Below are 26,106 nucleotides of genomic sequence, written 5' to 3' on the forward strand. Positions count from 1 at the left end.
TTAAGATTTGAGCCACGGTTAACTACTGTGGCTCACTTGTTTTTATTGGGAACGATCACTTCTATGGTTGCTAAAGAATCACAGTTTTTTATTTGTAATTTAAACTCCTGCTCTTTATAGCTGTTTTCGATAATGTAGGTTTTACAAGCTTCACTTTTGGTGTCGCTCTCTGAAAAATTGACTGAGCCGTGTCTGATCATATCAGAAACTATGGTGGTGTCCATTTCAAAAGATCGCATGACAGATAATGCGTCCTCAGTATAATGTTTTTGTTTGTGGGAAATGTTTTTTGTGGTTCTTGAATTAGGACTATAGTCACAAGAGGTTTTTTTTCCACTTAAGAAAAATGCTAAAATAATTAGACCTATGGAAAAACCTCCCAAATAATAACCTACTCTATGGATAAATTTCATTCTTAAAAAATTAATAGATTGACGTCGCTGTATTTTAAATCAAACCAATCGGCAACCGATTTATTTGTCAAAATACCGTGGTAAAAGTACAATCCATTTTTTAAACCGCGATCGAAACGGAGCGCATTTTCAATGCCGCCGTCATCTCCAATTTTTAAAAGGTAAGGAGTAAACATGTTACTTATTGATACCGAGGCTGATCGGGAATAGCGTGCCGGAATATTAGGGACACAATAATGTACAATCCCATTGCGTTCAAATGTTGGTTGGTCATGTGTCGTGACCTCACTTGTCTCAAAACAGCCGCCCATATCAATACTGACATCAATAATAACCGCTCCCGTTTTCATGCAATTCACCATGGCTTCCGTGACCACAATGGGCGCTCTGTTAGCGCCTCGTACTGCGCCAATAGCCACATCACAACGTTTTAAAGCCTTGATCAGATTTTTTGGCTGTAAGGTTGAGGTGTAAAGTGTTCTGCCTAAATTGGACTGTAAAGCCCTTAGTTTTGTAATTGAATTGTCGAAAACTTTCACATTGGCGCCTAAACCTATTGCAGAGCGTGCAGCAAATTCGCCAACGGTCCCAGCTCCAATAATAACAACCTCAGTGGGTGGCACCCCGCTGATGTTTCCAAACATCAATCCGTTGCCTCCATTTATATTTGACAACATTTCCGCTGCAATTAGAATCGATGCTGTACCGGCTATCTCGCTTAAAGAGCGGACGGCAGGGTAGGAGCCATCATCGTCCTTAATGAATTCGAAGGCCAACGCGGTAATACGCTTTGTAGCCAAGGTTTCAAAATATTTTTTGCTCTGTGTTTTTAATTGAAGTGCTGAAATCAGCAAAGTCTGAGGATTGATCAACTTAATTTCATCTATCGAAGGAGGTTCCACCTTTAAAATGATAGGACAGGAATACACTTTGGCAGCATCTTTGGTGATTTCTGCTCCAGCTTCGCTATAGGCTCTGTCCTTAAAATTGGCACCATTTCCTGCACCGGACTCGAGCATGACCCTATGCCCGTTGGTAACCAGCGCGGACACGGCATCAGGGGTCAAACACACCCTTTTTTCTTGAAAATAAGTTTCTTTTGGGATGCCTATAAATAGATTTCCTTTCTTCTTAAAAATTTCTAGGGTTTCTTCCTGAGGAAGTAATTGTGCTCTGGTGAAGGGGGAAAGGATTTTGCTCATTTGAGTTCGAAATAAGAAGTCAAATTACAAATATTTTTTTGATTGTAAAGATTGAATTTTAACTATTGTTCTAGGAGATTATTATAACTGTGGTTTATTTATAACCCAGAGAGATGTTGCTGAGTTATTTTTTTTCTTTTTTTACACATCTAGCTCTGAATATACGTACATGATTTTTCCGGTTGCTGTTAAATTTATTTGATCCTTGAATTCAATATGAATTTTAACGTCTCCCAGCTCATTCTCAATTTTTTCGACTATTTCATTGAGTTGCAACATTGAATATTTAGAAGATTTCACAATTTTAATCTCTATAACCTCCATGGATTTTTGAATAATTTGAAAATTTTTAATTCCATCTTTATTGAAAAATAAAGATGTAAAAAACTGACCGTCAACTCGTGTTTTATCTCTTTTATGAATGACTCCTAAGGTTCTGCCTGTAACGTTGTCAAGTTTTAAAGTTCCAAACTCACAATCGTCACCTTTTATTCCACGATCTCCTATCTTATAGCGAATTAGAGGCATATAGAAATTGTTCAAAGTGGTGATGACAATATTCCCTTCTACTCCTTGATCAACAGGAACGTCATTATCATCTAGAATTTCTACAAATACATTGTTGTAAAATACAAAAAGACCTTCTAAATCATATATTTCTGAAGCAATTGCTGATCCTTCGCGTGAGCCATAAAAGTTGTAAACATGCGCATCATTAAAAGCTTTTTTAATTTCAGTTCTTATTTCTGGATATAATGGGCCAGTTGTAGTTTGAACCACTGGTGTAAAGTTAATCTTGATTTTATTTTTATTTATGAATTTTGCAATGGCGTAAATAGAATGAACATAGGCTTTTATATATTTTGGTCTAATTTTGTTTAAATTTTGTATGTAATTTTCAATTATATCATCACTTAAAATGAAAGTATTTAGAACTGTGGAATTTTTTACAAAGAATTTAAAGCTGAATGTACTTTTCATCTCATGCATGTCTCTTAAGGCTCCCCATAGATCGACCGAACTTTCATAAATATTTATTTTATTCAAATACATAGAATATAGATAAGATCCCATTCCGTTGTTAGATTGATCTTTGGTTTGGTAAAATTCTAACGGTTCCCCTGTTGACCCTCCTGATGAGTTTTTATAAACATCAGACATTTTTTTATAATTTGGGTTAACAAGAAAATGTGAATTTTCTCTAATAATATCCTTTGACATAATTGGAACTTTTTGAAATTCCGAATAAGTCAATTGCTTTAAGTTTATAAAATGTAATCCTTTGTAATATTCGATGTCTCTAAAAGCTGTTTCTAACACTTTAACAAGCTTGGACTTTTGATACTTATTGTTTTCTACGAAATTAGATATATCTCTAGACTTTAGCTCGTTATGAATGAGCACTTGCTTTTTGTTGAAAGTGTTTTTATATAAAAAAACCAGAGTCTTTCTAAAAAAATTGTCCATAACCGAATGCTGTAATTAAATAATCAAACTCTGTTCTTTTAAACTAGAGTGACAAAGTTAAAACAAATAATTACTAATTCTACACTAATTAATGGAATAAGGCCTGACTTTTTTGTTGATTTATCACATGAAACTTTTCATTTAAAACTATCACATTTTAACAGCCATATCGATTTTAAACTCCTATAATTAGCTGTAAATAATAGAACAGAAAATTATATTGTGAGTTAAACCTGTAGATATAGAAAAGACCAAAATGTAAATTTATGTAATTTCGATGCCACAGAAGTAACTGAGGCGATCAAGTAAAAAAAAGTTTTTTAGCTCTTGATGCAAAAAAAATCTAATTGGAAGAGTTGATTTATTAATTGTTGATTTGAGCTTTGAATCTATAGCTCCTTAGAAATTTTCGAATACCTAGCATAATTGCTTTAAATTAAATCGGTGAGTGAAAATTGAGAAAAAAGAAAGGTCTGGGGTAAATGTTGCCTGCTGAAACTACTCAAAAGGCATTAAAACTTCATTCCAAGACTGAGTTCTGTGAAAATTTTTAATATCCAATAACTACCGTCTTTATTTTAGCTATAGAGCAAGAGCTTGCTCGCTATGGGAGTTATGAAAGATAACTAAATTTATTAGAGAATACATTGAATACTGATAGAAGGAGAAGATATTAATAAGAAAAACGTAACTTCTCAATTTACGACTTGATATCATATTTTTAAATTATACTATAAATTTTTTAAACTGTCACATTGTTATTTTGAAGTCTAAAAGTAATGAGATTTTATTTTAAATAGTTTTCCGGTATTAACCAAATAAGACGGTGTCGATTAAAAATACTCTTTGATTTTCCCATAAAATCCTTTAGGTTTAATTTTAAATTCATCTTCCAGATCCTGCATGGTCTTGCCAGCATCGTTAATTTTGTTAAACATTTTTGCCCTAATCAGATAAATTGAAGGGACAATTATTGCCATGATGGGAATTAAAAATAGAATTTGCTTGCTGTCAACATAACTCAAATCTTCATTAAAAATGGTGAATATTTGGTAAGCAAACATTGCTATCGGAACTAGTAGTACATGGTACCACCAATGTCGGCAAGTAAAAAACCATATTAATAATAAAAAAAGTGGTATAAACTTGTTGGATAGTGTCCAGGCTAAAACAAACACACTGCCATAATGTTTACTATCATATGTAAATAAAAAAGTGTCCCAGACTTGTTGGTCTGGAACACTTTCATATAAATAAAACAAATAAGGTGTAGCAGCGATTAACGTAGCTGTAATACTACCTAAAATAAAACTCTTTTTATCCGTGTTTCGGAACGATAATTCTATTTCTTTCAATTTGTGTTGTTGTTTGTTCATTTAAATCAATAAGATTTGAAGCTTGTGCAGTGAACAATGCACCTCCGAAAATTGCTAAGGCAATCATGTACTTTTTTGTTTTCATAATTCAAGGGATTTAATTAATTATTTGATTCAAAATTAGGTTTAACATGGCATAAAAACTGTTAAACAAATGTTAAAACAAATCGCTCAAGTCCCTTGAACGTTACGGTTTTACCGTACTTTTCAAAATTGGCGCGGGGTGTAGTTGCAAGATTTTTTCACTTTATTTACTGCATTTTCACTTTTTCTTGGTTTAAGTTAGTTTGGGTAGTTAGTTTTAGAGTTCTTGAACCATCTATATTTACTAAAAGTTCAATTTTATTGGAATTTTCAGGGATCAAATTACCCAATTTTTCTGGCCATTCAACAAAAATCCATTGATCAGAATATAAATACTCTTCTATGCCAAAATTTAGAGCTTCTTCTTCATTTTTAATCCTGTATAAATCAAAATGATAAATTAAACCTTTATCTATTTCATAGTCATTGACAATTGAAAATGTTGGACTACTGACGCTAGAAATACTTCCTAATTGTTTTGAGAGTACTTTGATCAACGTCGTTTTTCCGACGCCCATATCGCCATAAAATAAAAGCGTTTTGGAAGTCATGTTTTTTAAAACGCCTTCAGCCACTTTTTCAATATCTTCAATACGATAGTTGAACTCCATGTTTTCTACTTCTGAAATTGGTTTATTAAGCAATATTAATAATTAATTATGACAAAAACTAATGAAATAAGTAGTTCATCGGGTTTTTGTGTATTACATGGATTTATTTAGGGTTCAAAACTACAAAGGGAATAATCATTTCTTCTAGGGATACGCCACCATGCTGGTAAGTATTTCTAAAATAACTCACATAATGATTATAGTTATTGGGGTAAGCCAAAAACAGATCACCTTTGGCAAAGATAAAGGAGCTGCTCATGGTTATAGCAGGTAATAACACAGATTTAGGGTCTTTTATAACGAAGACATCCTTAGACTCGTACGTCAAACTTCTTCCAGTTTTATATCGCAAATTCAAACTCGTGTCTCTATCGCCAATAACTTTAGACGGATTTTTAACATTAATGGTACCATGATCTGTAGTTAAAATTAATTTAAAGCCCATTTGTTGTGCTTTTTGAATCATTTCCAATAATGGTGAGTTTTTGAACCAACTTAAGGTAAGAGATCGATAAGCCTTGTCATTGGAAGCTAATTCTTTAACGACATCCATTTCGGTTTTGGAATGCGAGAGCATGTCCACAAAATTATAGACAATAACGGATAGGTCATTGTTTTTTAGGGATTTGAAATTATCAACCAATTTTTTTCCTGATTGGAGGTTGGTGATTTTATGATATTCCGTTTTTAAATTCTGAAGTCCCAACCGTTTCATTTGCGCTTCTAAGAACTCAGCTTCGTAAAGATTTTTACCACCATCGTCCACATCATTTTTCCAATATTCAGGATGTCGTTTTTCCATTTCGCTGGGCATCAATCCTGAGAAAATAGCATTCCTAGCGTATTGGGTGGCCGTTGGTAGAATGCTGTAAAAAGAGCTTTCAGACGTCTTTTTGTAATAATTGCTCACATTAGGCTCAAATGCCTTCCATTGATCATAGCGTAAATTGTCAATCACAATTAGTAATGTCGGCTGTTTGTCACTCAATTCTGGTGCTATTTTGTCTTTGAACAAAGTATGAGACATCACTGGGGCATCGGTATTTTTTTCGAACCAATCCGTGTAATTTTTTTCTATAAACTTTCCAAATTGTGCATTAGCTTCGGTCTTTTGAGATTCTAGAATCTCTGTCATTCCTACATCTTCAATATCTTCAAGTTGTAGTTCCCAGTAAATCAATTTCTGATATAAATCAACCCACTCCTCATAACTATTGACCATAGACATGTCCATGGCAATTTTTCTGAATTCCTGTTGATAATTGGATGTTGTTTTTTCTGAAATCAATCTCGAATGGTCCAAATTCTTTTTTAAACTCAACAGAATTTGATTGGGATTCACCGGTTTAATAAGATAATCTGCAATCTTATTTCCTATGGCTTCTTCCATTATATACTCTTCTTCACTTTTGGTAATCATCACTACAGGAAGATTGGCGCGACGTTCTTTGATCTCATTCAGTGTTTCTAAACCCGTAAGTCCTGGCATGTTCTCGTCTAAAAAGACAATGTCAAAGTTGGTGTCGTCAATAATCTCCAATGCTTCGGTTCCACTTTTACAAGTAGTGATATTATAGTTCTTTTTTTCTAAAAAAAGGATGTGGGGTTTTAGTAAATCAATTTCATCATCTACCCAAAGAATATTTATATGGTTCATGTATATTTGTTTATAATTAATGATTAAACTCTCAAGTTTGGATAAAGTAAACAAACTCAAAATATTTAACGACCCAATTTACGGATTTATTACGATACCAAATTCGTTGATCTTCGATTTGATTGCCCATAAATATTTTCAAAGACTGCGACGCATTTCTCAAATGGGAATGTCTTATTTAGTGTATCCGGGAGCACATCATACAAGATTCCATCATGCTATGGGATGTATGCATTTAATGCAGAAGGCGATCAATGTACTTCGTTTTAAGGGTGTTGAAATTTCTGAAGAAGAAGAAAATGGATTATTGATTGCAATTCTTTTACATGATATTGGCCATGGTCCTTTTAGTCATGCCATGGAACATAGCATAGTAACCGGTGTTTCTCATGAAGCAATTTCCCTTCTTTTTATGGAGCGTTTGAATATAGAATTTAACGGAAGTTTAACTCTGGCCATTCAAATCTTTAAAGGAGAATACCACAGAAACTTCATGTGCCAACTTATCTCGGGACAATTGGATATGGATAGGACAGATTACTTAAAACGCGATAGTTTCTATACAGGTGTTGCTGAAGGTAATATAAATGCCGAACGTTTGATTGCGATGCTCAACGTTGTGGAAGACGAATTGGTGGTGGAAGAAAAAGGCATTTATAGCGTTGAGAAATTTTTGGTGGCCAGAAGACTCATGTACTGGCAAGTCTATTTGCATAAAACAAGTGTTGCTGCTGAGCAGTTGCTGATGCGTGTTTTGAAACGCGCAAAGGAATTAACCGATAGAGGTTTTGATCTGAAAGCGAGCAGGGCTTTGGATTACTTTCTGAAAAACGAAATCAATAACTCCAACTTTTCTACAGAAACTCTTGATGTTTTTGCGCAATTAGATGATTATGATATTGTTTCAGCAATGAAGGAATGGCAGCATCATGAAGATTTTGTATTGAAGAATCTTTGTGATATGATCATCAATAGAGATTTGTTAAAGGTAAAATTAAAGAATAAGAAACGCAAGATTGAAGGTGTAAAAGTACACAAAGATAAATTAATGAAGCGTTACAATATAAGCGCAGAAGAAGCAGATTATTTTGTATTTACAGGCCAAATTACCAATCAGGCATACGAATTAAAATCTCAGAACATCAATATTTTGCACAAATCAGGCAAAATTCAGGATATCGTAAAAGCGTCAGATCAATTGAATTTAAAGGCGCTCTCTAAGCCAGTAACCAAATACTATATGTGCTATCCTAAGCCAGAATCCATTTCATAAATAATTTTAATAAAGTCGATTTTAAAGGAACAATATGGATCTTATGGAATGATTAGATTTTTAAAACCGTTAATAACTCCATAATAAACAACTTTACAACAAAGAACATTATATGGTACATTTTTTCTATTTTTGCGGTTGATGAAATTTACAGCATTACAAATAGCAGGAATATTAGAAGGCGATATCGTGGGCAATCCGGATGTTGAAGTTTCTAAACTCTCAAAAATAGAAGAGGGTGTTGAGGGGTCATTGACTTTTTTGGCCAATCCAAAATACAAATCTTATATCTATTCCACAAAGGCATCCATAACCATAGTAAATAAAACCTTTGAACCTGAAGGCGCTATTACGACAACACTCGTAAAGGTTGAAGATGCCTACAAATCATTTTCAAAATTATTGGAGTACTATAATCAAGTAAAACTTAATAAATTTGGCATTGAACAACCTACTCATATTGCTGAAAGCACGGTGTATGGAAAGGATGTCTATATTGGAGCTTTTACCTATATTGGAGAAAATGTCACCATAGGGAATAATGTCAAAATATTTCCTAACTCATATATTGGTGACAACGTCAAAATTGATGATAACTCTGTATTGTTTGCTGGAGCTAAGGTGTATTCTGATTGTATTATCGGAAAAAACTGTGTGATCAATTCAGGTGTAATTATTGGTGCTGATGGATTTGGATTTGCTCCAAATGAGAATGGTGAATACACAAAAGTACCCCAAACCGGGAATGTGATTTTAGAAGATTTTGTGGATGTGGGTGCTGCTACAACTATTGATAGAGCAACCTTAGGATCAACAATAATTAGAAAAGGTGTAAAACTCGACAATCAAATCCAAATAGCACATAATGTTGAAATTGGCAGAAATACGGTTATCGCTGCCCAAACGGGAGTGGCAGGGTCTACCAAAATCGGAGAAAATTGTATCATTGGAGGTCAGGTAGGTATTGTGGGACATATAATTATTGGAAATAATGTGAAAATACAGGCCCAATCAGGGATTGGAAGAAATGTTAAGGATGATGAACTTCTTCAAGGTTCTCCAGCATTTTCTTACGCCGACTATAATAAATCTTACGTGTATTTTAAAAACTTGCCTAAAATCATCAAAGAAATTAATGAAAATGATAAAAAAGTAAATGGGAATAGTTAAGACAGAAATTAAGCAAAAATCAATCCAGAATAGAGTCTCCCTTTCGGGCGTTGGATTGCATACAGGGAAAGATGTAACCCTGACGTTTTCACCTGCACCAGTTAATTCTGGTTTTTCATTTAAGCGCCTTGATCTCGAGGGCACACCAGTTATTGAGGCCGATGCTAGTTTTGTGACCAATACACAACGCGGTACATGCTTAGAAAAAAACGGCGTTGTTATTCAAACTTCAGAGCATGTTTTGGCAGCTTTAGTGGGAATGGACCTCGATAACGTGTTGATAGAATTAAGTTCTTCAGAACCACCCATTATGGATGGCTCTTCAAAGTTTTTCGTAGAAGCACTTGAAAAAGCAGGAATTGTCGAACAAGATGACTTTAGGGAAGAATACGTCGTGACTGACGTAGTTTCTTATATTGACGAAGAATCTGGAAGTGAAATCATCATCATGCCTGCCAAGGAGTACCAAGTGACCACTATGGTCGATTTTGGCACTAAAGTCTTGGGAACCCAAAATGCAACCTTAAATAATATCCAAGATTTTAAAGAAGATATTTCAAATGCAAGGACTTTTAGTTTCTTACATGAAATTGAAATGCTTTTAGAGAATGGTTTAATAAAAGGAGGCGATTTAAACAATGCCATTGTTTATGTGGACAAGGAATTATCCCCTAAAACAATGGAAAAATTGAAAGTTGCTTTCAAAAAAGACTCTATTGCCGTAAAACCAAATGGCATTCTGGATAATTTGACTCTGCATCATCCAAATGAAGCGGCGCGACATAAATTATTGGATGTAATTGGAGATCTGGCACTCATTGGGATTCCATTAAGAGGCAAAGTCATTGCTAATAAACCTGGACACTTTATCAACACCCAGTTTGCTAAAAAAATGACCAAAATGATAAGAATTGAGAGAAGGAGCAATGTTCCTACAATCGATTTGAATCAGGAGCCATTGATGGATATCAACCAAATTATGGACATGTTGCCACATAGGCAACCGTTTTTGTTGATTGATAAAATTTTTGAGCTTACCGACACTGGCGTTATCGGAATGAAAAACGTCACGATGAATGAGCCGTTCTTTGCAGGCCATTTTCCTGGAGCTCCAGTAATGCCAGGGGTTCTTATTGTTGAAGCAATGGCGCAAACCGGAGGAATTCTAGTCTTAAGTACTGTGCCTGATCCAGAAAACTACTTAACTTTTTTCATGAAAATTGACAAGGTTAAGTTCAAGCAAAAAGTGGTTCCCGGTGATACTTTAGTTTTTAAATGCGATCTCATTACGCCTATCAGAAGAGGTATTTGTCACATGCAAGGCTATGCCTATGCTAATGGAAAACTTTGTGCTGAAGCAGAATTGATGGCGCAGATTTCTAAAATTAAATAATGTGAATAACCCTTTAAATTATTCAATTAAAACGAGATAGTTGCTGAGTCAATTAAAAGAACATAAAAAAATTAAAAAGAAGGAAATGAATCAACCACTAGCATATGTACACCCTGGAGCCAAAATAGCAAAGAATGTTGTGATTGATCCTTTTACAACGATACATAATAATGTGATTATTGGTGAAGGCACCTGGATAGGGAGTAACGTAACCATTATGGAAGGTGCTCGCATTGGAAAAAATTGTAATATTTTTCCGGGAGCAGTGATTTCGGCAGTTCCTCAAGATTTGAAATTTCAAGATGAAGACACCATCACTCAAATTGGAAACAATGTTACTATAAGAGAATGTGTGACCATCAATCGAGGCACTACTGACCGAATGAAAACCGTGATTGGTGATAATTGTCTCATTATGGCTTATTGTCATATTGCCCATGATTGCATTGTGGGTAATAATTGCATTTTTTCAAATAACAGTACACTTGCCGGACATATTACAGTTGGAGATTATGTGGTTTTGGCAGGAATGACTGCTGTGCATCAGTTTTGTTCCATAGGAAATCACGCTTTTGTTACTGGAGGTTCTTTGGTGCGTAAAGATGTCCCTCCATTTGTTAAAGCAGCGCGAGAGCCGTTATCTTACGTAGGAATCAATTCAGTAGGCTTAAGAAGAAGAGGTTTTACTGCGGATAAAATTAGAGAAGTACAGAATATATACCGTATTCTTTACCAAAAGCACTACAACAATACCCAAGCTTCAGAAATTATAGAAGCTGAAATGGAAGCCACGCCAGAACGTGATGAAATATTGCAGTTCATCAAAAATTCTCACCGCGGCATCATGAAAGGATATTTTAAATCAAACTAGTTATTAATTATTAAAATAAACCCGCTTTGGTGGGCAATATTATGGCAACTACATCAGATATAAGAAATGGATTGTGCATCAGGTACAATAATGACATTTATAAAATTACAGAGTTTTTACACGTAAAACCAGGAAAGGGTCCAGCGTTTGTTAGAACAAAGATGAAAAGTGTAACCAATGGTAAAGTTTTGGAAAACACGTTTTCAGCAGGACATAAAATTGACGAAGTAAGAGTTGAAACGCACAAGTTTCAGTATTTGTATAACGATGGTGAATTTTACCATTTTATGAATCAAGAAGATTATTCGCAAATCAGATTGTTAGAAGCTGCTTTAGATAGAGCGGATTTGATGAAAGAAGGCGAGGTGGTCACTATTCAAATCAATACTGAGGATAATATGCCCCTCTCTGTAGAGATGCCCGCAACAGTTATCCTAGAGGTTACTGCAACGGAACCTGGTATTAAAGGAAATACGGCAACTAACGCTACAAAGCCTGCTACGGTTGAAACTGGTGCTGAAGTAAACGTACCTTTATTTATTAATGAAGGTGATAAAATTAAAGTTGAAACTGAAAAAGGAACTTATAAGGAGCGTATTAAAGAGTAGTTGTCGGTTGTCCGTTTTAGGTTAGCAGGCATAATCAGTGATTCACTACAACAATTAAATATTAAAAAGGATGAAGTTCCCAAAAACACATACGTTAAAGCAAATTTCAGAAATCATCAATAGCAGTTATGTTGGCGATGACAATTTTCCTGTGTTGGGAATGAATGAAATCCACGTGGTGGAACCTGGTGATATCGTATTCGTGGACCATCCTAAATATTATGATAAAGCTCTGAAATCTGCTGCTACTATTGTGTTGATCAATAAAGAAGTAGATTGCCCTAAAGGCAAAGCACTTCTTATCAGTGACGATCCTTTTAGGGATTTCAATAAATTGACCCAACATTTTAAACCTTTCCAAAGTGCTTATAAAAGTATTTCTGATTCGGCGAAAATCGGAGAAAATACGATTATACAACCAAATTGCTTTATTGGCCATAATGTAATTATTGGTGACCATTGCTTGATACATCCTAATGTTATCATTTATGATGACACGATCATCGGTAACAATGTGACCATCCATGCCGGAACAGTTTTAGGAGCAAGTGCTTTCTACTACAAAAATCGTCCAGAAGGTTTTGATCAATTAATTTCAGGCGGACGCGTAGTTGTAAAGGATAACGTCCATATTGGAGCGCTTTGTACTATTGATAGAGGCGTAACAGGAGACACTGTTATTGGTGAAGGATCTAAGCTCGATAACCAAATTCAGATTGGTCATGACACATCCATCGGAAAAAAATGCTTGATTGCTTCTCAAGTAGGAATAGCTGGTTGCGTCATTATAGAAGATGAAGTGACTATTTGGGGTCAAGTAGGTAGCACAAGTGGTATTACGATAGGAAGTAAAGCTATTGTTCATGCCCAAGCAGGAATCAGTAAATCTTTGGAAGGTGGTAAAACCTACTGGGGTAGACCGGCACAAGAGGCTAAAGCTGAATTAAAAGATAAAGTTTATATAAAGAGAATTCCAGAGATTCTAGAACAGTTAAAACATATATAATGTCACCAAAGGAAATTGTCAAATCATTTTATGAATCAGATTTTGCCAACGATCAAAATTTGCTCTCAAAATACATTCATAAAGATTGCCAGTTGCATTGGAACAGCAGCACCGGCTACAGGGTCTTAGATTATAAGGGGTTAGATCTGTTTTTTAAAAATATCGTTTCATCCTATCATTCCATAAATTCCCAGATCAGTCATTTATTGCAGGATAATGAGCAGGTAACCATCCGGTATACTATGTTCGTAAATACCATTGAAGATCCTGAAAATGAGCAACCTTTGGCAAATTTTATCAGTATTTGGGAAGTGAAGGACGGAAAGCTTTATAGAGGCTATGAAATAAGTCAAGCAGCGGATGACAACTTAGAAAGTTACAAATCATATTCAGAAATAAAAGTTTAACAAAGGCTTCATAAATGCTGCCAAATAGATTACTTTTGCGTAGTCTTAAAAATTTAAAATATAATATAAATGAGCGTTTTAGTAAATAAAGATTCGAAGATAATAGTTCAAGGTTTTACAGGCAGTGAAGGGACTTTTCACGCTGAACAAATGATAGAATACGGAACTAACGTAGTTGGTGGTGTGACTCCTGGTAAAGGCGGTCAAACCCATTTGGACAGACCTGTTTTCAATACTGTCGAAGACGCAGTTAAGGAAGCTAAGGCAGATACTTCAATTATATTTGTTCCACCTGCTTTTGCTGCAGATGCCATTATGGAAGCGGCTGACGCTGGTATTAAAGTCATTATCTGTATCACTGAAGGAATTCCTGTTGCTGATATGATAAAGGTCGCAAGCTATATTAAAACTAAAGAGTGTCGTTTAATCGGTCCAAATTGTCCTGGTGTTATTACTCCAGGTGAAGCAAAAGTTGGTATTATGCCAGGTTTTGTATTCAAAAAAGGTAAAGTAGGGATTGTTTCTAAATCAGGAACTTTAACTTATGAAGCAGCTGACCAAGTTGTAAAACAAGGTTTAGGGATTACAACGGCTATTGGTATTGGTGGAGATCCTATCATTGGAACAACTACTAAAGAGGCTGTAGAATTATTGATCAATGATCCAGAAACAGAATGTGTGGTAATGATTGGGGAAATTGGCGGACAATTGGAAGCGGATGCCGCTCATTGGTATAAGGAAAGTGGTAGTAAAAAACCAATTATCGGGTTTATTGCTGGAGAAACTGCACCTGCAGGACGTACTATGGGACACGCTGGAGCAATTGTTGGAGGAAGTGATGATACGGCCCAAGCTAAAAAGAAAATTATGAGAGCATGCGGAATTCATGTAGTGGATTCTCCTGCTGAAATTGGTAAGAAAGTAGCCGAAGTTATGGCATAACCATCAGATACAATTTATTAAGAACCTCACATTTTTGTGGGGTTTTTTTATTTGGAACAGCTTCTTATCCTTATATTTGAAAAGAGAATGATCAATCTAAGGAGCGTGCTACAAGTCAAATGAATAGTGCATTCTCTACTAAATTTATAATTATGAAATGAGCATGACAAAAATTCGATCACTAAAGAATGAAGAGTTGCGAATTACATATAACCACTAAAAAGCAATAAATATCTATATATGAAATTATTAGAAGGAAAAACAGCAATTATTACAGGAGCCAGTAGGGGAATAGGAAAAGGCATTGCCCAAGCGTTCGCGGAACAAGGTGCCAACGTGGCGTTTACATACAGTTCTTCAGTTGAGTCAGCAAACGCCCTTGAAGATGAATTAAATCAATTAGGCGTTAAAGCTAAAGGGTACCAAAGCAATGCGGCCAATTTTAATGAATCTCAAAAATTGGCGGATGAGGTGTTGGCTGAATTTGGAAGTATTGACATTTTGGTAAACAATGCAGGTATCACCAAGGATAACTTATTGATGCGTATGGGTGAAGAAGATTTTGATAAAGTTATTGAAGTCAATCTGAAATCAGTTTTTAATATGACCAAAGCTGTTCAGCGTACCATGTTAAAGCAGCGCAAAGGGTCTATCATTAATATGAGCTCAGTAGTTGGGGTTAAAGGAAATGCTGGTCAGACCAACTATGCAGCTTCAAAAGCTGGTATTATTGGGTTTTCTAAATCGGTAGCTCTAGAGTTGGGGTCTCGTAATATCAGAAGTAATGTCGTTGCGCCAGGGTTTATAGAAACTGAAATGACCGCCAAATTAGATGAAGAAACAGTAAAAGGGTGGAGACAGGCTATTCCATTGAAACGCGGTGGAACTCCAGAAGATATCGCCAATGTGTGCGTGTTCTTAGCGAGTGACATGAGCGCTTATATCACCGGACAGACCATCAATGTTGATGGTGGCATGCTGACTTAGCAATTTTCCACGGAAGTGGAAACTCGAGATTTCAACCTCTTATTTAATGACTACAGAAACCCTACTATACATCATATTAGCTGGAATTATAGCGCTTTCATTAGCGCTTTTTCAGTATGGTTATAAGTTAAAGAAGCGCACAAGGGTTACCACATTTTTAACGTTTTTACGATTTGTAACATTATTTTCTGTTCTTCTGCTATTGATCAATCCAAAATTCGATAAAACGACGTATTATACTGAAAAACCAAACTTGATTGTTGCTTTGGATAATTCAGAATCGGTTAAATTTTTGGGTCAAGATCAAAACACAACGGACTTTGTTTCTCGGCTTAAAGCTGATGTTGCGTTGAACGACCGTTTCAATCTAGAGTTTTTTAGTTTCGGAAAAACCATCCATCACTTGGCAGACCTGACGTTTGACGAAAAACAAACCAATCCAACGCTATTGTTTGATCGTTTTTCTCAAGTTTATGGAAACTCTATCGCGCCATTGTTAATGGTTACAGATGGGAATCAAACCTATGGCAACGATTATGAATTTATGGCCAAAAATTATAAGCAAGTCATATTTCCTGTTATTTTGGGAGACACAACGCGTTATACTGATTTAAAAATTGAACAGCTTAACGTTAATAAGTATGCGTATTTAAAAAATAAATTTCCTGTAGAAATTATTGGAGTTTATAATGGGGAGGATGAAGTGCGTACGCAGCTAATAATATCTTCCGGCAATACGACGGTCTATACTGAGAATTTAATCTTTAACAAAGAGCAGTCAAGCCGCCTTATCAATCTAAGTTTACCGGCAAACAATTCAGGCGTCCACAGTTATAAGGCCGAGTTAATAGCGCTTCCCAATGAAAGGAATACGGTCAATAATATTAAGAATTTTGCCGTGGAAGTGATCGATAGAAAAACGAAGGTCGCGATTATTTCTGATATCATCCACCCAGATTTAGGCGCTTTAAAAAAAGCGATGGAAAGTAATGAACAGAGACAAGCTTCTATTTTGAAACCTTTGGAATTTATGAATTTATCTGATGATTTTCAGCAAGCTATCATCTATCAGCCAAACCAAAATTTTAAATCGGTGTATGAGGAAATCGAAACACTCAATATCAATACGTTCACTATTCTAGGAACAAAAACAAATTGGTCAGAGCTTAATAAATTGCAACCTTACATTCAACAAAAGGTCACCAATCAATACGAGGATTTTCAAGCTGCCTTAAATTCCAATTACAATGTTTTTATTGTTGATGATTTAAAATTTTCAGATTTTCCACCGTTACAAACGGAGTTTGGTGCGACAGTTATTTCTGTACCTACAGAAGTTATTTTATATAAATCGGTTAATGGCATCCAATTAAACGAGCCCATGTTGTTGACTTATGAGGTCAATCAAAAAAGAACCGCGGTTTTAAATGGCGAAGGCATTTGGCGATGGAGGGCGCAAAGTTACTTAGGTGATAAAGCCTTTACCAATTTTGATAATTTCATTGGAAAAATCATTCAATATCTTGATTCAAACCAAAAGCGCTCTCGGTTAAATGTCTCTTATGAATCGTTCTATGAAGGTAATGACAATGTGATCTTGACAGCTCAATTTTTCAACAAAACCTATGAGTTTGACAACTCAGCAAATCTTGAAATTACCGTTAAGAACAAGGAGGATGAACACTCTCAAACGGTGCCATTCATTCTGAAACAATCTAACTATCAAGTGGATTTAAGTGGCTTGAAGGCTGGTGATTATACATTTTCTGTAGAGACACAAAATGAGAACATGTCTAAATCAGGCGAGTTCAAAATTTTAGATTATAATGTTGAACAGCAATTCTTGAATGCAAATGTCTCAAAACTTCAAAACTTGGCAACAACTAATCAGGGATTTTCATCTTTTATTAACGATACAGATGCGCTCGTTGAGCAGCTCTTAAAGGACGAAAGGTTTGCCACGGTCCAAAAAAGCATCAAAAATGTTGTACCTTTGATCGATTGGAAATTTCTACTGGCGATCATCGCGTTAAGCCTTTCTTTGGAATGGTTTGTTAGAAAATACAACGGCTTAATTTAATTAAAAACTATTTATGGAAAGATTACCTAAAATTGCAATACCTGCAATTATTGCTGCAATTGTATTAATTATAATACTTGCAAAATCTGCTGTTACTGTTACTTCAGGACAAGCAGGCGTTTTATATAAAACCTTTGGCGGTGGTGTTGTAACAGATGAACCAGCTCTTGGAGAAGGTTTTCACTTGATAGCCCCTTGGAATAACGTCTTTATCTACGAGGTTAGGCAACAAGAGATTCTTGATAAAATGAGTGTACTATCTTCAAATGGATTGGACATAAAATTAGAGGCCTCAGTTTGGTTTCAACCAGCATACGAAAGTCTTGGTAAATTACACCAAGAAAAAGGTGAAATGTATAAAGAGCGGATTCTGCTACCAGCTATACGTTCAGCAGCAAGAAGTGTTGTAGGTCGTTATACGCCAGAGCAATTGTACTCTAGCAAGCGTGATGCCATTCAACAAGAGATTTTTGAGGAGACTCAGAAATTTGTAAAAGATCAATACATTCAGTTGAACGAAGTTTTAGTACGTGATGTCACTTTACCTTCAACAATAAAAGATGCCATAGAGCGCAAATTGAGACAAGAGCAAGAATCTTTGGAATATGAATTTAGACTGGTAACCGCTTCTAAAGAAGCAGAAAAGGTTATTATTGAGGCTCAAGGAAAGGCAGATGCCAATAGAATCTTAAGTGCATCATTGACCGATAAGATCCTTCAGGATAAAGGTATTGAAGCTACAGTTAAACTCTCAGAATCCAATAATAGTAAAGTTATTGTAATTGGTTCTGGAGATTCTGGTCTGCCTATTATTTTAGGAAACCAATAATAAATTATAAAATATTTATCTGTATTTTCTTAAAAAGTATTAGGATGGTAAGATATATTTTTAAATATTTGTAAAACATAAAAATGAACATGACATTTATTCAATCACATCATCACCATCATCATATTTGCACTCAAGCGAAATGAAGATGTATTGAATAAAATCAACATATTTAAAACCGTTTGAGTAATCAAACGGTTTTTTTATTCTTGCCAAGGCCGGAAACTTGCCCTAAAGATTTACTCAAACAACACTTAAGTTTAATATAAAAAATACCCGCTTTGGTGGGCAACACGATGAGTAAATTAAAAATAGCAGTTCAAAAATCGGGACGTTTACACGACGATTCCATGAAAATCCTTAATGACGTAGGTATTTCCATAGACAATGGCAAAGATCAGCTTAAAGCTTCAGCCAAAAATTTTCCTTTAGAGGTGTTCTATCTTCGCAACGGTGATATTCCACAATATCTTCGGGATGGTGTGGTGGACGCCGCCATCATCGGTGAAAATATTCTGCTTGAAAAAGGTGCAGATGTATCAGTCATCGAAAAACTTGGATTCTCAACCTGTAAAGTGTCAATCGCAGTTCCTAAATCTTTTAAATACAAAGACATAAAAGATTTGGAAGGCAAACGCATTGCGACTTCCTATCCTAATACAGTACAACAGTTTCTTGATAAAAATAATATCAACGCACAACTACATATTATCAACGGTTCGGTTGAAATAGCACCAAATATAGGTCTTGCAGATGCTATTGTAGATATAGTTTCAAGTGGAAGTACACTCTTTAAGAACAATCTAAAAGAGGTAGAAGTCTTATTGAAATCGGAAGCTGTTCTAGCGGCATCCCCACTGATTTCTGATGAGAACGCCGCGATCCTTAAAAAACTACGATTTAGGTTTCAATCTGTTTTGAAAGGTCGCCAGTCAAAATATGTGCTTTTAAATGCACCAAATGAAAAACTCGAAAAAATTATCAGTGTACTTCCAGGAATGCGAAGTCCTACAGTACTTCCATTGGCTCAAGAAGGATGGAGTTCTATACATTCCGTAATTAACAAGAATGAATTCTGGGAAGTTATTGACGAGCTTAAGGCCAATGGCGCCGAAGGAATATTAGTTTGTCCAATTGAAAACATGGTCATCTAATACTATTTAATTCCTTGTTGGAAATCTCAAATAATTGAAAATATGCAAATTATAAAAAACCCTAATAAATCTTCTTGGTCAGCGTTGATTAAAAGACCAACCCAGTCTGTAGAAAGTATAGAAGATACTGTTGTTCAAATTTTTGACGATGTTAAAAGAAATGGTAATGTGGCCATCCAAAAATACACCGCTCTATTTGACGGGGTGGATTCAGAAGTCGTTGAAGTCTCAGAGGCTGAAATCGCATCAGCATCTAAGAACATAACGACAGATTTGAAAGATGCGATTAGATTGGCAAAAAAAAACATAGAAACCTTTCATAAGGCTCAGGAAACAAGCAGAATTGAAGTCGAAACTATGCCAGGTGTTCACTGTTGGCAAGAAAAAAGACCAATCGAAAAAATTGGTTTGTACATTCCAGGGGGAACGGCACCATTGTTTTCAACGGTTTTAATGCTTGCCGTTCCCGCACAAATTGCGAGATGCAAAGAAATAGTTTTATGTACGCCTCCAAATAAGAATGGAGCTATTGCCAATGAAATTTTATATGCTGCACAATTATGTGGTGTGACGAAAATTTACAAAATTGGAGGTATTCAAGCTATTGCTGCCATGACTTTTGGATCAGAAAATGTCCCACAAGTCTATAAAATTTTCGGTCCCGGAAATCAGTTTGTTACCGTAGCCAAACAATTAGCGACAAAATACGGTGTTGCCATTGATATGCCGGCTGGTCCAAGTGAACTTTTAATAGTTGCCGATGATAGCGCAAATGCAGCGTACGTGGCATCTGATTTATTGAGTCAAGCTGAACACGGCGCTGATAGTCAAGTGATTTTGGTTTCTAATTCTGAAACTTTAATTGCTGCTGTAGAAATTGAGATAGCGTTACAAATGGCTGTCTTATCAAGGAAATCCATGGCAGAGAAGGCTATTGAGAACTCTAAATTGATTTTAATTACAGAAGATAAAGAAGCCTTAGATTTTGTTAATGCTTATGGTCCGGAGCACTTCATCGTGTGTTCTCAAAATGAAGCTTTGTTTGTTGATGGCATTAGCAATGCAGGCTCTGTTTTTGTGGGCAATTACACCCCTGAAAGTGCGGGCGACTACGCTTCGGGCACCAATCATACCTTGCCAACCAACGGTTTTAGTAAATCGTATTCTGGTGTCAATTTAGATAGTTTTTTGAAAAGCATGACCTTTCAGAAAATAAACAAAGAAGGCTTGTTAAATATTGGAAAAACAATAGAACTCATGGCCCATGCCGAAGGTTTGCAAGCACACAAAAACGCAGTTTCCATACGATTAAATGATTTAGAGCAATGAACATTCAAGATTTAATTAGACCTTCAATCAAAGCAATAAAGCCTTATTCTTCAGCTCGCGACGAATTTAAAGGTAGTAAAGACAACTTGATTTTCCTGGACGCTAATGAAAACCCTTATGATAATGGAGTCAATCGCTATCCTGATCCACAACAAAGTGAATTAAAAGCCCTAATCTCTAAAATCAAAGACGTTCCTTCAGAATGTATCCTTTTGGGGAATGGGAGTGATGAAGTGTTGGATTTACTGATTAGAATGTTCTGCGAGCCAACTAAGGATAATATTTTGATCCTTCCACCAACTTATGGTATGTATGAGGTCTTGGCAAACGTCAACGCGGTTGAGACTATTAAAATAAATCTTTCTGAGCCTATGTTTCAGCCAAAACCGACCTCAATTTTGGATGACGCAACGATTAACAGTAAATTATTGTTTTTATGCTCACCAAATAATCCAACAGGAAATTGCTTTGAGACTTCCACTATCGCGTTTTTGCTTGATAATTTTAAGGGCATCGTGGTGATCGACGAGGCTTATATTGATTTTTCCAAACAGGAAAGTTGGCTGAATCAATTGTCAAAATATCCAAATTTGGTGGTTACGCAAACCTTGTCCAAAGCGTATGGAATGGCTGGGATTCGATTGGGGATTTGCTATGCTTCCGCAGAAATCATTTCAGTTTTAAATAAAATAAAGCCTCCTTATAATATCAATGAACTCACGCAAATTAAAGCGATTGAAAGTTTAGGTGACTTAACATTGGTAAATAATCAAATTAGCTGTTTATTAGAAGAAAAAGACGCTTTAATTAAAGCATTTGATGAAGTTTATTTTATTGAAAAAATCTTTCCATCTGACGCTAATTTTGTGATGGTAAAAGTTGATGACGCCAATACACGTTACCAACAATTGATTGACAACGGCATTGTAATTCGCAATAGAACCTCACAACCTTTGTGTGACAATTGCTTAAGATTTACCATTGGAACAAAACAAGAAAACGACATACTGATTAAAATTTTGAAAACTTTATAACCGCTATATGCTATGAGGAAAAAAGTATTATTTATAGACCGTGATGGAACTATTATTATAGAACCGGAAGATTACCAAATTGACAGTTTTGAGAAGCTTTTGTTTTATCCTAAAGTGTTTCAATATTTAGGTAAAATAGCCAGAGAATTGGATTATGAAATTGTTTTGGTAACCAATCAAGATGGGCTTGGCACTAATTCTTTTCCGGAAGATACCTTTTGGCCAGTTCATAATTTCATGATTGAAACCTTCAAATCTGAAGGCATCGAGTTTAACGAGCAATTCATTGACCGCACTTTTGACAAAGACAATGCACCAACACGAAAACCAAGAACCGGTTTGTTGACCCAATTCTTTTCTGAGACCTATGATTTGGAGAATTCCTTTGTGATTGGTGATCGGTTGACCGATGTTGAATTGGCTAAAAACCTGGGTGCTAAGGCAGTTTTCATGAATTCGACCTCGGATAATGAACCCTCTACTGAAAATTTTCGTAAGTATATTGCACTGGAATCTACCGATTGGGAACAGATATACAATTTCTTGAAAGCAGCCGATAGAACGGCCAATCTTAAACGCAACACCAATGAAACCAAAATTTCGATTAACTTAAATTTGGATGGAACGGGCGTAAGTAACATTGATACAGGAATTGCGTTTTTTGATCATATGTTGGACCAAATTGCCCGTCATGGACAATTGGATTTGGATATTAAGGTAAAAGGGGATTTGGAAGTTGATGAGCACCATACCATTGAGGATACCGGCATTGCTTTAGGTGAAGTTTTTGCTAATGCTTTAGGGAATAAGCTCGGTGTGGAACGTTACGGGTTTTGTTTGCCGATGGATGATTGTCTGGCGCAAGTGGCCATTGATTTTGGAGGACGAAATTGGTTAGTTTGGGATGCGGAATTTAAACGAGAGATGATCGGGAAGATGCCAACAGAAATGTTTTTTCATTTTTTTAAATCGTTTACTGATGGCGCCAGATGTAATTTGAATATCAAAGCAGAAGGTGAGAATGAACACCATAAAATTGAAGCTATTTTTAAAGCTTTTGCCAAATCTATTAAGATGGCAATAAAGCGCGATATGGATAAAATGATTTTGCCTTCCACTAAAGGTGTCCTATAATTTAAGAATCAAATTTTTAGTACCAAAATCCAATACTTAGTTTGGAATTTGGGATTTGGAATTTTAAAAATGATTTCAATGAATATTGTAATAATAGATTATGGTGCCGGCAATACTAAAAGTGTCCAATTTGCCTGTAACCGATTGGGATATAACCCTATTTTGAGTAATATACCAGATGTAATTAGTTCTGCAGATAAAGTAATCTTTCCGGGTGTGGGGCAAGCAGGTAACGCCATGGAAATGCTTAAAAATTCACAGTTGGACTTGACCATCCCTCAACTGAAACAGCCTGTTTTGGGCATCTGTCTAGGAATGCAATTGCTCTGTAATTCTACAGAAGAAGGTGCAACCAAAGGCTTAGGCATTTTTGATGTGGATGTCAAACGCTTTTCCAATCAGAAAAAAGTTCCACAGATGGGTTGGAACACCATTTTTAATCTTGAATCAAATTTATTTGAAGGGATAAAAAATGATGCTTATATGTATCTTGTGCACAGTTATTTTGCAGAATTGGGCAAACATACCATTTCGCAAACCAAGTATGGCGTAAATTATAGCTCGGCACTCAAAAAAGACAATTTTTACGGGGTACAATTCCATCCAGAAAAAAGTAGCACTGTGGGAGCAGAAGTATTGAGGAATTTCCTCAATTTAGGAAATCTAGAATCATAGATCATAAACAGTAAAATAGTATGAGAATAATACCCGCAATAGATATCATAGACGGCAAATGTGTACGTTTGACGAAAGGCGATTATAGTACAAAAAAAATCTACAATGAAAATCCGCTTGAAGTTGCCAAACAATTTGAAGCTTCTGGAATTGAATATTTACACCTCGTCGATCTCGATGGCGCTAAGGCAAAACAAATAATCAACTACAAGGTATTGGAGCAAATCGCTTCAAAAACAAGTTTGAAAATTGATTTTGGTGGCGGCCTCAAATCTGATGAGGACCTGCATATTGCCTTCAACTGTGGCGCCAAACAAATTACTGGTGGAAGTATTGCCGTAAACGACCATCGTACTTTTGAGTCTTGGCTCGAAAAATATGGAACAACTAAGATTATTTTGGGAGCGGATTGCAATAACAGGAAAATTGCCATTAGCGGTTGGCAAGAAGAAAGCAGTTTAGAAGTTATTACGTTCATTAAAAATTACCAACGCCGAAAAGTGCAATACGTTATTTGCACGGATATTGCAAAGGATGGTATGTTGGAAGGACCTTCATTTGAGCTTTATAAGGAAATTATCCAAGAGTGTTCAAACACGAGCTCCGATCAATCGATAAAACTTATTGCTTCTGGTGGAATTTCGCACATTGATGAGCTTCCCAAACTAAAAGAATTGGGCTGTGAAGGGGTTATTATTGGAAAAGCCATTTATGAAAACAAGATCAGTTTGCAGGAATTGGAGCGGTTTTTTTAGACAATTATCCAATTGTTGATATCTTATTCCTATTAAATCTTATTGAAAACCTCATTTAAATCGCTGTTGTAACAGTAAATATTATGCTTACTAAACGAATAATTCCTTGTTTGGACATTAAAAACGGACGTACTGTCAAAGGCATCAATTTCGTCAACCTCGTTGATGCTGGTGACCCTGTGGTTTTAGCCAAACAATATGCTGAAAAAGGTGCTGACGAATTGGTGTTTCTTGATATTTCAGCAACTTTAGAAGGGCGAAAGACCACTTTGGAAATGGTATTGAAAGTGGCAGAGCAAGTCAATATTCCTTTTACGGTGGGTGGCGGAATTTCATCTATTGAAGATGTCGATTTGCTTTTAAAATCTGGCGCAGATAAAGTCTCTATCAATTCATCCGCAATTAAGCGGCCTGAACTGATTAATGAACTGTCTGATAAATTTGGAAGCCAATGTGTGGTGGTTGCCATAGATGCTAAACAAATCGATGGACAGTGGAGAGTGCATTTAGCTGGTGGCAGTATCCCAACATCCTTGGACCTTTTTGAATGGGCGAAAGAAGTAGAATTAAGAGGCGCGGGTGAAATTCTTTTTACATCTATGGACCACGATGGCACTAAAGATGGTTTTGCCAACGAAGCGTTGGCAAAATTGTCAACGGACTTAAACATTCCTATTATAGCTTCAGGTGGTGCCGGAACAATGCAGCATTTTGTGGACACCTTTAAAATAGGGAAATCTGATGCAGCTCTTGCCGCAAGTGTATTTCATTTTGGTGAAATAGAAATCAAGGATTTGAAAGCAGAATTAAGAAAAAATAATATAGAAGTGAGAATTTAAAAAAATAGCCACTAATTCACGAATGCTTTTCTTATGTATGATCAAAATCCAAGGTTGCATATTTGTTAAATCAATCGTGAGCCATTTAAAATTAGAATCAGGACAAAATCAAAATAACCATGAATTTAAAATATAACTCAGATGGCTTAATTCCGGCCATAATCCAAGATGCTTCAACTAAAAATGTCCTGATGTTGGGCTATATGAATGCCGAGGCCTTCCAGAAAACCCAAGAAACTAAAAAAGTTACTTTTTATAGCCGCAGCAAACAACGTTTATGGATTAAAGGAGAAGAAAGCGGTAATTTCCTCAATTTGGTTGCATTAAAAGTGGATTGTGATAACGACACTTTATTGATTCAGGCAAATCCACAAGGTCCAACTTGCCATAAAGGAACGGACACTTGTTGGGATGAACCGAATGTCTCTAATTTCGGTTTTATTTCTAAGCTGGAAGCAACTATAGAAGAGCGGCGCACGAATGCTAAAGCTGAAGAATCGTATGTGGCATATCTATTTGCAAAAGGCATTAACAAATTGGCTCAAAAAGTAGGTGAGGAGGCAGTAGAAGTGGTTATAGAGGCTAAAGACAATAATGATGATTTATTCTTAAATGAGAGCGCTGATTTGCTGTTTCATTATTTGATGCTGCTCCAAGCCAAAGGTTTTAAGTTGGAGGATATTGAAACGGTCCTCAAAAACCGTGAGAAAAAATGATTCCGAATTTACCTCTGAACCAAAGCTCTCTTTTCAATAGTTATATTTTAGAAACGAAATTATATTATACGCCCTCTTAGAACTACTTATTATA

At 35.8% G+C, this 26,106-nt stretch carries 26 protein-coding genes; 19 read left to right on the forward strand and 7 right to left on the reverse strand.

Going from position 1 to position 26,106, the window contains the following annotated elements:
• Positions 1-32 precede the first annotated feature (32 nt).
• The 7 genes from G525_RS0114320 to porX form a co-directional block, all read right to left on the reverse strand.
• On the reverse strand, positions 33-413 hold the full coding sequence (locus tag G525_RS0114320) for a hypothetical protein (RefSeq protein ID WP_027126772.1): 381 nt from the start codon (positions 411-413) through the stop codon (positions 33-35).
• 2 nt (positions 414-415) lie between these two features.
• Positions 416-1,615 (reverse strand): alanine dehydrogenase, encoded by a 1,200-nt coding sequence (locus G525_RS0114325; protein WP_027126773.1) that lies wholly within the window; start codon positions 1,613-1,615, stop codon positions 416-418.
• 141 nt (positions 1,616-1,756) lie between these two features.
• Entirely contained in the window at positions 1,757-2,836 is a 1,080-nt protein-coding gene (locus G525_RS0114330) for a phenylacetate--CoA ligase family protein (protein ID WP_157491949.1), read from the reverse strand.
• A 1,079-nt stretch (positions 2,837-3,915) separates the two neighbouring features.
• The gene (locus G525_RS0114335) at positions 3,916-4,437 is read right to left on the reverse strand and encodes a hypothetical protein (RefSeq protein WP_084647767.1); all 522 of its coding nucleotides are present in this window, start codon (positions 4,435-4,437) and stop codon (positions 3,916-3,918) included.
• On the reverse strand, positions 4,400-4,543 hold the full coding sequence (locus tag G525_RS22400; RefSeq protein WP_169514448.1) for a hypothetical protein: 144 nt from the start codon (positions 4,541-4,543) through the stop codon (positions 4,400-4,402). Before G525_RS22400 ends, G525_RS0114335 begins: the two co-directional genes overlap by 38 nt.
• A 166-nt stretch (positions 4,544-4,709) precedes the next feature.
• Positions 4,710-5,153 carry a tRNA (adenosine(37)-N6)-threonylcarbamoyltransferase complex ATPase subunit type 1 TsaE gene (gene tsaE, locus G525_RS21100; RefSeq protein WP_051209958.1) on the reverse strand — a complete coding sequence of 148 codons (444 nt, stop codon included), beginning with the start codon at positions 5,151-5,153 and terminating at the stop codon, positions 4,710-4,712.
• 103 nt (positions 5,154-5,256) lie between these two features.
• A complete protein-coding gene (gene porX / locus G525_RS0114345) occupies positions 5,257-6,810 on the reverse strand; it encodes a T9SS response regulator signal transducer PorX (protein ID WP_027126776.1) in 1,554 nt (517 codons plus the stop codon).
• A gap of 19 nt (positions 6,811-6,829) precedes the next feature.
• Between porX and G525_RS0114350 the strand changes: the two genes are divergently transcribed.
• The 19 genes from G525_RS0114350 to hisIE all read left to right on the forward strand — a co-directional run bounded on the left by G525_RS0114350 (position 6,830) and on the right by hisIE (position 26,012).
• On the forward strand, positions 6,830-8,083 hold the full coding sequence (locus G525_RS0114350; RefSeq protein ID WP_084647768.1) for an HD domain-containing protein: 1,254 nt from the start codon (positions 6,830-6,832) through the stop codon (positions 8,081-8,083).
• 141 nt (positions 8,084-8,224) lie between these two features.
• Positions 8,225-9,253, forward strand: a complete 1,029-nt coding sequence (gene lpxD / locus G525_RS0114355) for a UDP-3-O-(3-hydroxymyristoyl)glucosamine N-acyltransferase (protein WP_027126778.1) — start codon at positions 8,225-8,227, stop codon at positions 9,251-9,253.
• Positions 9,240-10,646: a bifunctional UDP-3-O-[3-hydroxymyristoyl] N-acetylglucosamine deacetylase/3-hydroxyacyl-ACP dehydratase gene (locus G525_RS0114360; RefSeq protein WP_027126779.1), complete on the forward strand. Its 1,407-nt coding sequence runs from the start codon at positions 9,240-9,242 to the stop codon at positions 10,644-10,646. The genes lpxD and G525_RS0114360 overlap by 14 nt, the downstream gene beginning before the upstream one ends.
• Positions 10,647-10,731: 85 nt before the next feature.
• Complete coding sequence (gene lpxA, locus G525_RS0114365) at positions 10,732-11,517, forward strand: acyl-ACP--UDP-N-acetylglucosamine O-acyltransferase (RefSeq protein WP_027126780.1); 786 nt, start codon at positions 10,732-10,734, stop codon at positions 11,515-11,517.
• Between the two features lie 41 nt (positions 11,518-11,558).
• The gene (gene efp / locus G525_RS0114370) at positions 11,559-12,125 is read left to right on the forward strand and encodes an elongation factor P (protein WP_027126781.1); all 567 of its coding nucleotides are present in this window, start codon (positions 11,559-11,561) and stop codon (positions 12,123-12,125) included.
• A 70-nt stretch (positions 12,126-12,195) separates the two neighbouring features.
• Positions 12,196-13,131: a UDP-3-O-(3-hydroxymyristoyl)glucosamine N-acyltransferase gene (locus tag G525_RS0114375; protein WP_027126782.1), complete on the forward strand. Its 936-nt coding sequence runs from the start codon at positions 12,196-12,198 to the stop codon at positions 13,129-13,131.
• Positions 13,131-13,538, forward strand: a complete 408-nt coding sequence (locus tag G525_RS0114380) for a nuclear transport factor 2-like protein (protein WP_027126783.1) — start codon at positions 13,131-13,133, stop codon at positions 13,536-13,538. The genes G525_RS0114375 and G525_RS0114380 overlap by 1 nt, the downstream gene beginning before the upstream one ends.
• 69 nt (positions 13,539-13,607) lie before the next feature.
• The gene (gene sucD, locus G525_RS0114385) at positions 13,608-14,480 is read left to right on the forward strand and encodes a succinate--CoA ligase subunit alpha (RefSeq protein ID WP_027126784.1); all 873 of its coding nucleotides are present in this window, start codon (positions 13,608-13,610) and stop codon (positions 14,478-14,480) included.
• 240 nt (positions 14,481-14,720) lie between these two features.
• Entirely contained in the window at positions 14,721-15,467 is a 747-nt protein-coding gene (gene fabG / locus G525_RS0114390) for a 3-oxoacyl-[acyl-carrier-protein] reductase (protein WP_027126785.1), read from the forward strand.
• Positions 15,468-15,513: 46 nt separating this feature from the next.
• Positions 15,514-17,547: a hypothetical protein gene (locus G525_RS0114395; protein ID WP_027126786.1), complete on the forward strand. Its 2,034-nt coding sequence runs from the start codon at positions 15,514-15,516 to the stop codon at positions 17,545-17,547.
• Positions 17,548-17,560: 13 nt separating this feature from the next.
• Complete coding sequence (locus G525_RS0114400) at positions 17,561-18,376, forward strand: prohibitin family protein (RefSeq protein ID WP_027126787.1); 816 nt, start codon at positions 17,561-17,563, stop codon at positions 18,374-18,376.
• 296 nt (positions 18,377-18,672) lie between these two features.
• Positions 18,673-19,530 carry an ATP phosphoribosyltransferase gene (gene hisG / locus G525_RS0114410; RefSeq protein ID WP_027126788.1) on the forward strand — a complete coding sequence of 286 codons (858 nt, stop codon included), beginning with the start codon at positions 18,673-18,675 and terminating at the stop codon, positions 19,528-19,530.
• Positions 19,531-19,572: 42 nt separating this feature from the next.
• Positions 19,573-20,859, forward strand: a complete 1,287-nt coding sequence (gene hisD, locus G525_RS0114415) for a histidinol dehydrogenase (RefSeq protein ID WP_027126789.1) — start codon at positions 19,573-19,575, stop codon at positions 20,857-20,859.
• Positions 20,856-21,893: a histidinol-phosphate transaminase gene (hisC, locus tag G525_RS0114420; protein WP_027126790.1), complete on the forward strand. Its 1,038-nt coding sequence runs from the start codon at positions 20,856-20,858 to the stop codon at positions 21,891-21,893. Before hisD ends, hisC begins: the two co-directional genes overlap by 4 nt.
• Positions 21,894-21,905: 12 nt before the next feature.
• Positions 21,906-23,027 (forward strand): bifunctional histidinol-phosphatase/imidazoleglycerol-phosphate dehydratase HisB, encoded by a 1,122-nt coding sequence (gene hisB, locus G525_RS0114425; protein ID WP_027126791.1) that lies wholly within the window; start codon positions 21,906-21,908, stop codon positions 23,025-23,027.
• 78 nt (positions 23,028-23,105) lie between these two features.
• Positions 23,106-23,702, forward strand: a complete 597-nt coding sequence (gene hisH, locus G525_RS0114430; protein ID WP_027126792.1) for an imidazole glycerol phosphate synthase subunit HisH — start codon at positions 23,106-23,108, stop codon at positions 23,700-23,702.
• A gap of 20 nt (positions 23,703-23,722) precedes the next feature.
• A complete protein-coding gene (hisA, locus tag G525_RS0114435; RefSeq protein ID WP_027126793.1) occupies positions 23,723-24,457 on the forward strand; it encodes a 1-(5-phosphoribosyl)-5-[(5-phosphoribosylamino)methylideneamino]imidazole-4-carboxamide isomerase in 735 nt (244 codons plus the stop codon).
• A gap of 83 nt (positions 24,458-24,540) precedes the next feature.
• On the forward strand, positions 24,541-25,296 hold the full coding sequence (hisF, locus tag G525_RS0114440) for an imidazole glycerol phosphate synthase subunit HisF (protein ID WP_027126794.1): 756 nt from the start codon (positions 24,541-24,543) through the stop codon (positions 25,294-25,296).
• Between the two features lie 113 nt (positions 25,297-25,409).
• Positions 25,410-26,012: a bifunctional phosphoribosyl-AMP cyclohydrolase/phosphoribosyl-ATP diphosphatase HisIE gene (hisIE, locus tag G525_RS0114445; protein ID WP_281170405.1), complete on the forward strand. Its 603-nt coding sequence runs from the start codon at positions 25,410-25,412 to the stop codon at positions 26,010-26,012.
• The last annotated feature ends 94 nt before the right edge of the window (positions 26,013-26,106 follow it).

Origin of the sequence: Gelidibacter mesophilus DSM 14095 (assembly GCF_000423005.1) — a bacterium.
Classification (GTDB): domain Bacteria; phylum Bacteroidota; class Bacteroidia; order Flavobacteriales; family Flavobacteriaceae; genus Gelidibacter; species Gelidibacter mesophilus.

Excerpts from the sequence above, each read along its gene's own strand:
- G525_RS0114320 (WP_027126772.1), bottom strand. The coding sequence starts at position 413 with ATGAAATTTATCCATAGAGTAGGTTATTATTTGGGAGGTTTTTCCATA.
- G525_RS0114325 (WP_027126773.1), bottom strand. The coding sequence starts at position 1,615 with ATGAGCAAAATCCTTTCCCCCTTCACCAGAGCACAATTACTTCCTCAG.
- G525_RS0114330 (WP_157491949.1), bottom strand. The coding sequence starts at position 2,836 with ATGTCAAAGGATATTATTAGAGAAAATTCACATTTTCTTGTTAACCCA.
- G525_RS22400 (WP_169514448.1), bottom strand. The coding sequence starts at position 4,543 with ATGAAAACAAAAAAGTACATGATTGCCTTAGCAATTTTCGGAGGTGCA.
- tsaE (WP_051209958.1), bottom strand. The coding sequence starts at position 5,153 with ATGGAGTTCAACTATCGTATTGAAGATATTGAAAAAGTGGCTGAAGGC.
- porX (WP_027126776.1), bottom strand. The coding sequence starts at position 6,810 with ATGAACCATATAAATATTCTTTGGGTAGATGATGAAATTGATTTACTA.
- G525_RS0114350 (WP_084647768.1), top strand. The coding sequence starts at position 6,830 with ATGATTAAACTCTCAAGTTTGGATAAAGTAAACAAACTCAAAATATTT.
- lpxD (WP_027126778.1), top strand. The coding sequence starts at position 8,225 with ATGAAATTTACAGCATTACAAATAGCAGGAATATTAGAAGGCGATATC.
- G525_RS0114360 (WP_027126779.1), top strand. The coding sequence starts at position 9,240 with ATGGGAATAGTTAAGACAGAAATTAAGCAAAAATCAATCCAGAATAGA.
- lpxA (WP_027126780.1), top strand. The coding sequence starts at position 10,732 with ATGAATCAACCACTAGCATATGTACACCCTGGAGCCAAAATAGCAAAG.
- efp (WP_027126781.1), top strand. The coding sequence starts at position 11,559 with ATGGCAACTACATCAGATATAAGAAATGGATTGTGCATCAGGTACAAT.
- G525_RS0114375 (WP_027126782.1), top strand. The coding sequence starts at position 12,196 with ATGAAGTTCCCAAAAACACATACGTTAAAGCAAATTTCAGAAATCATC.
- G525_RS0114380 (WP_027126783.1), top strand. The coding sequence starts at position 13,131 with ATGTCACCAAAGGAAATTGTCAAATCATTTTATGAATCAGATTTTGCC.
- sucD (WP_027126784.1), top strand. The coding sequence starts at position 13,608 with ATGAGCGTTTTAGTAAATAAAGATTCGAAGATAATAGTTCAAGGTTTT.
- fabG (WP_027126785.1), top strand. The coding sequence starts at position 14,721 with ATGAAATTATTAGAAGGAAAAACAGCAATTATTACAGGAGCCAGTAGG.
- G525_RS0114395 (WP_027126786.1), top strand. The coding sequence starts at position 15,514 with ATGACTACAGAAACCCTACTATACATCATATTAGCTGGAATTATAGCG.
- G525_RS0114400 (WP_027126787.1), top strand. The coding sequence starts at position 17,561 with ATGGAAAGATTACCTAAAATTGCAATACCTGCAATTATTGCTGCAATT.
- hisG (WP_027126788.1), top strand. The coding sequence starts at position 18,673 with ATGAGTAAATTAAAAATAGCAGTTCAAAAATCGGGACGTTTACACGAC.
- hisD (WP_027126789.1), top strand. The coding sequence starts at position 19,573 with ATGCAAATTATAAAAAACCCTAATAAATCTTCTTGGTCAGCGTTGATT.
- hisC (WP_027126790.1), top strand. The coding sequence starts at position 20,856 with ATGAACATTCAAGATTTAATTAGACCTTCAATCAAAGCAATAAAGCCT.
- hisB (WP_027126791.1), top strand. The coding sequence starts at position 21,906 with ATGAGGAAAAAAGTATTATTTATAGACCGTGATGGAACTATTATTATA.
- hisH (WP_027126792.1), top strand. The coding sequence starts at position 23,106 with ATGAATATTGTAATAATAGATTATGGTGCCGGCAATACTAAAAGTGTC.
- hisA (WP_027126793.1), top strand. The coding sequence starts at position 23,723 with ATGAGAATAATACCCGCAATAGATATCATAGACGGCAAATGTGTACGT.
- hisF (WP_027126794.1), top strand. The coding sequence starts at position 24,541 with ATGCTTACTAAACGAATAATTCCTTGTTTGGACATTAAAAACGGACGT.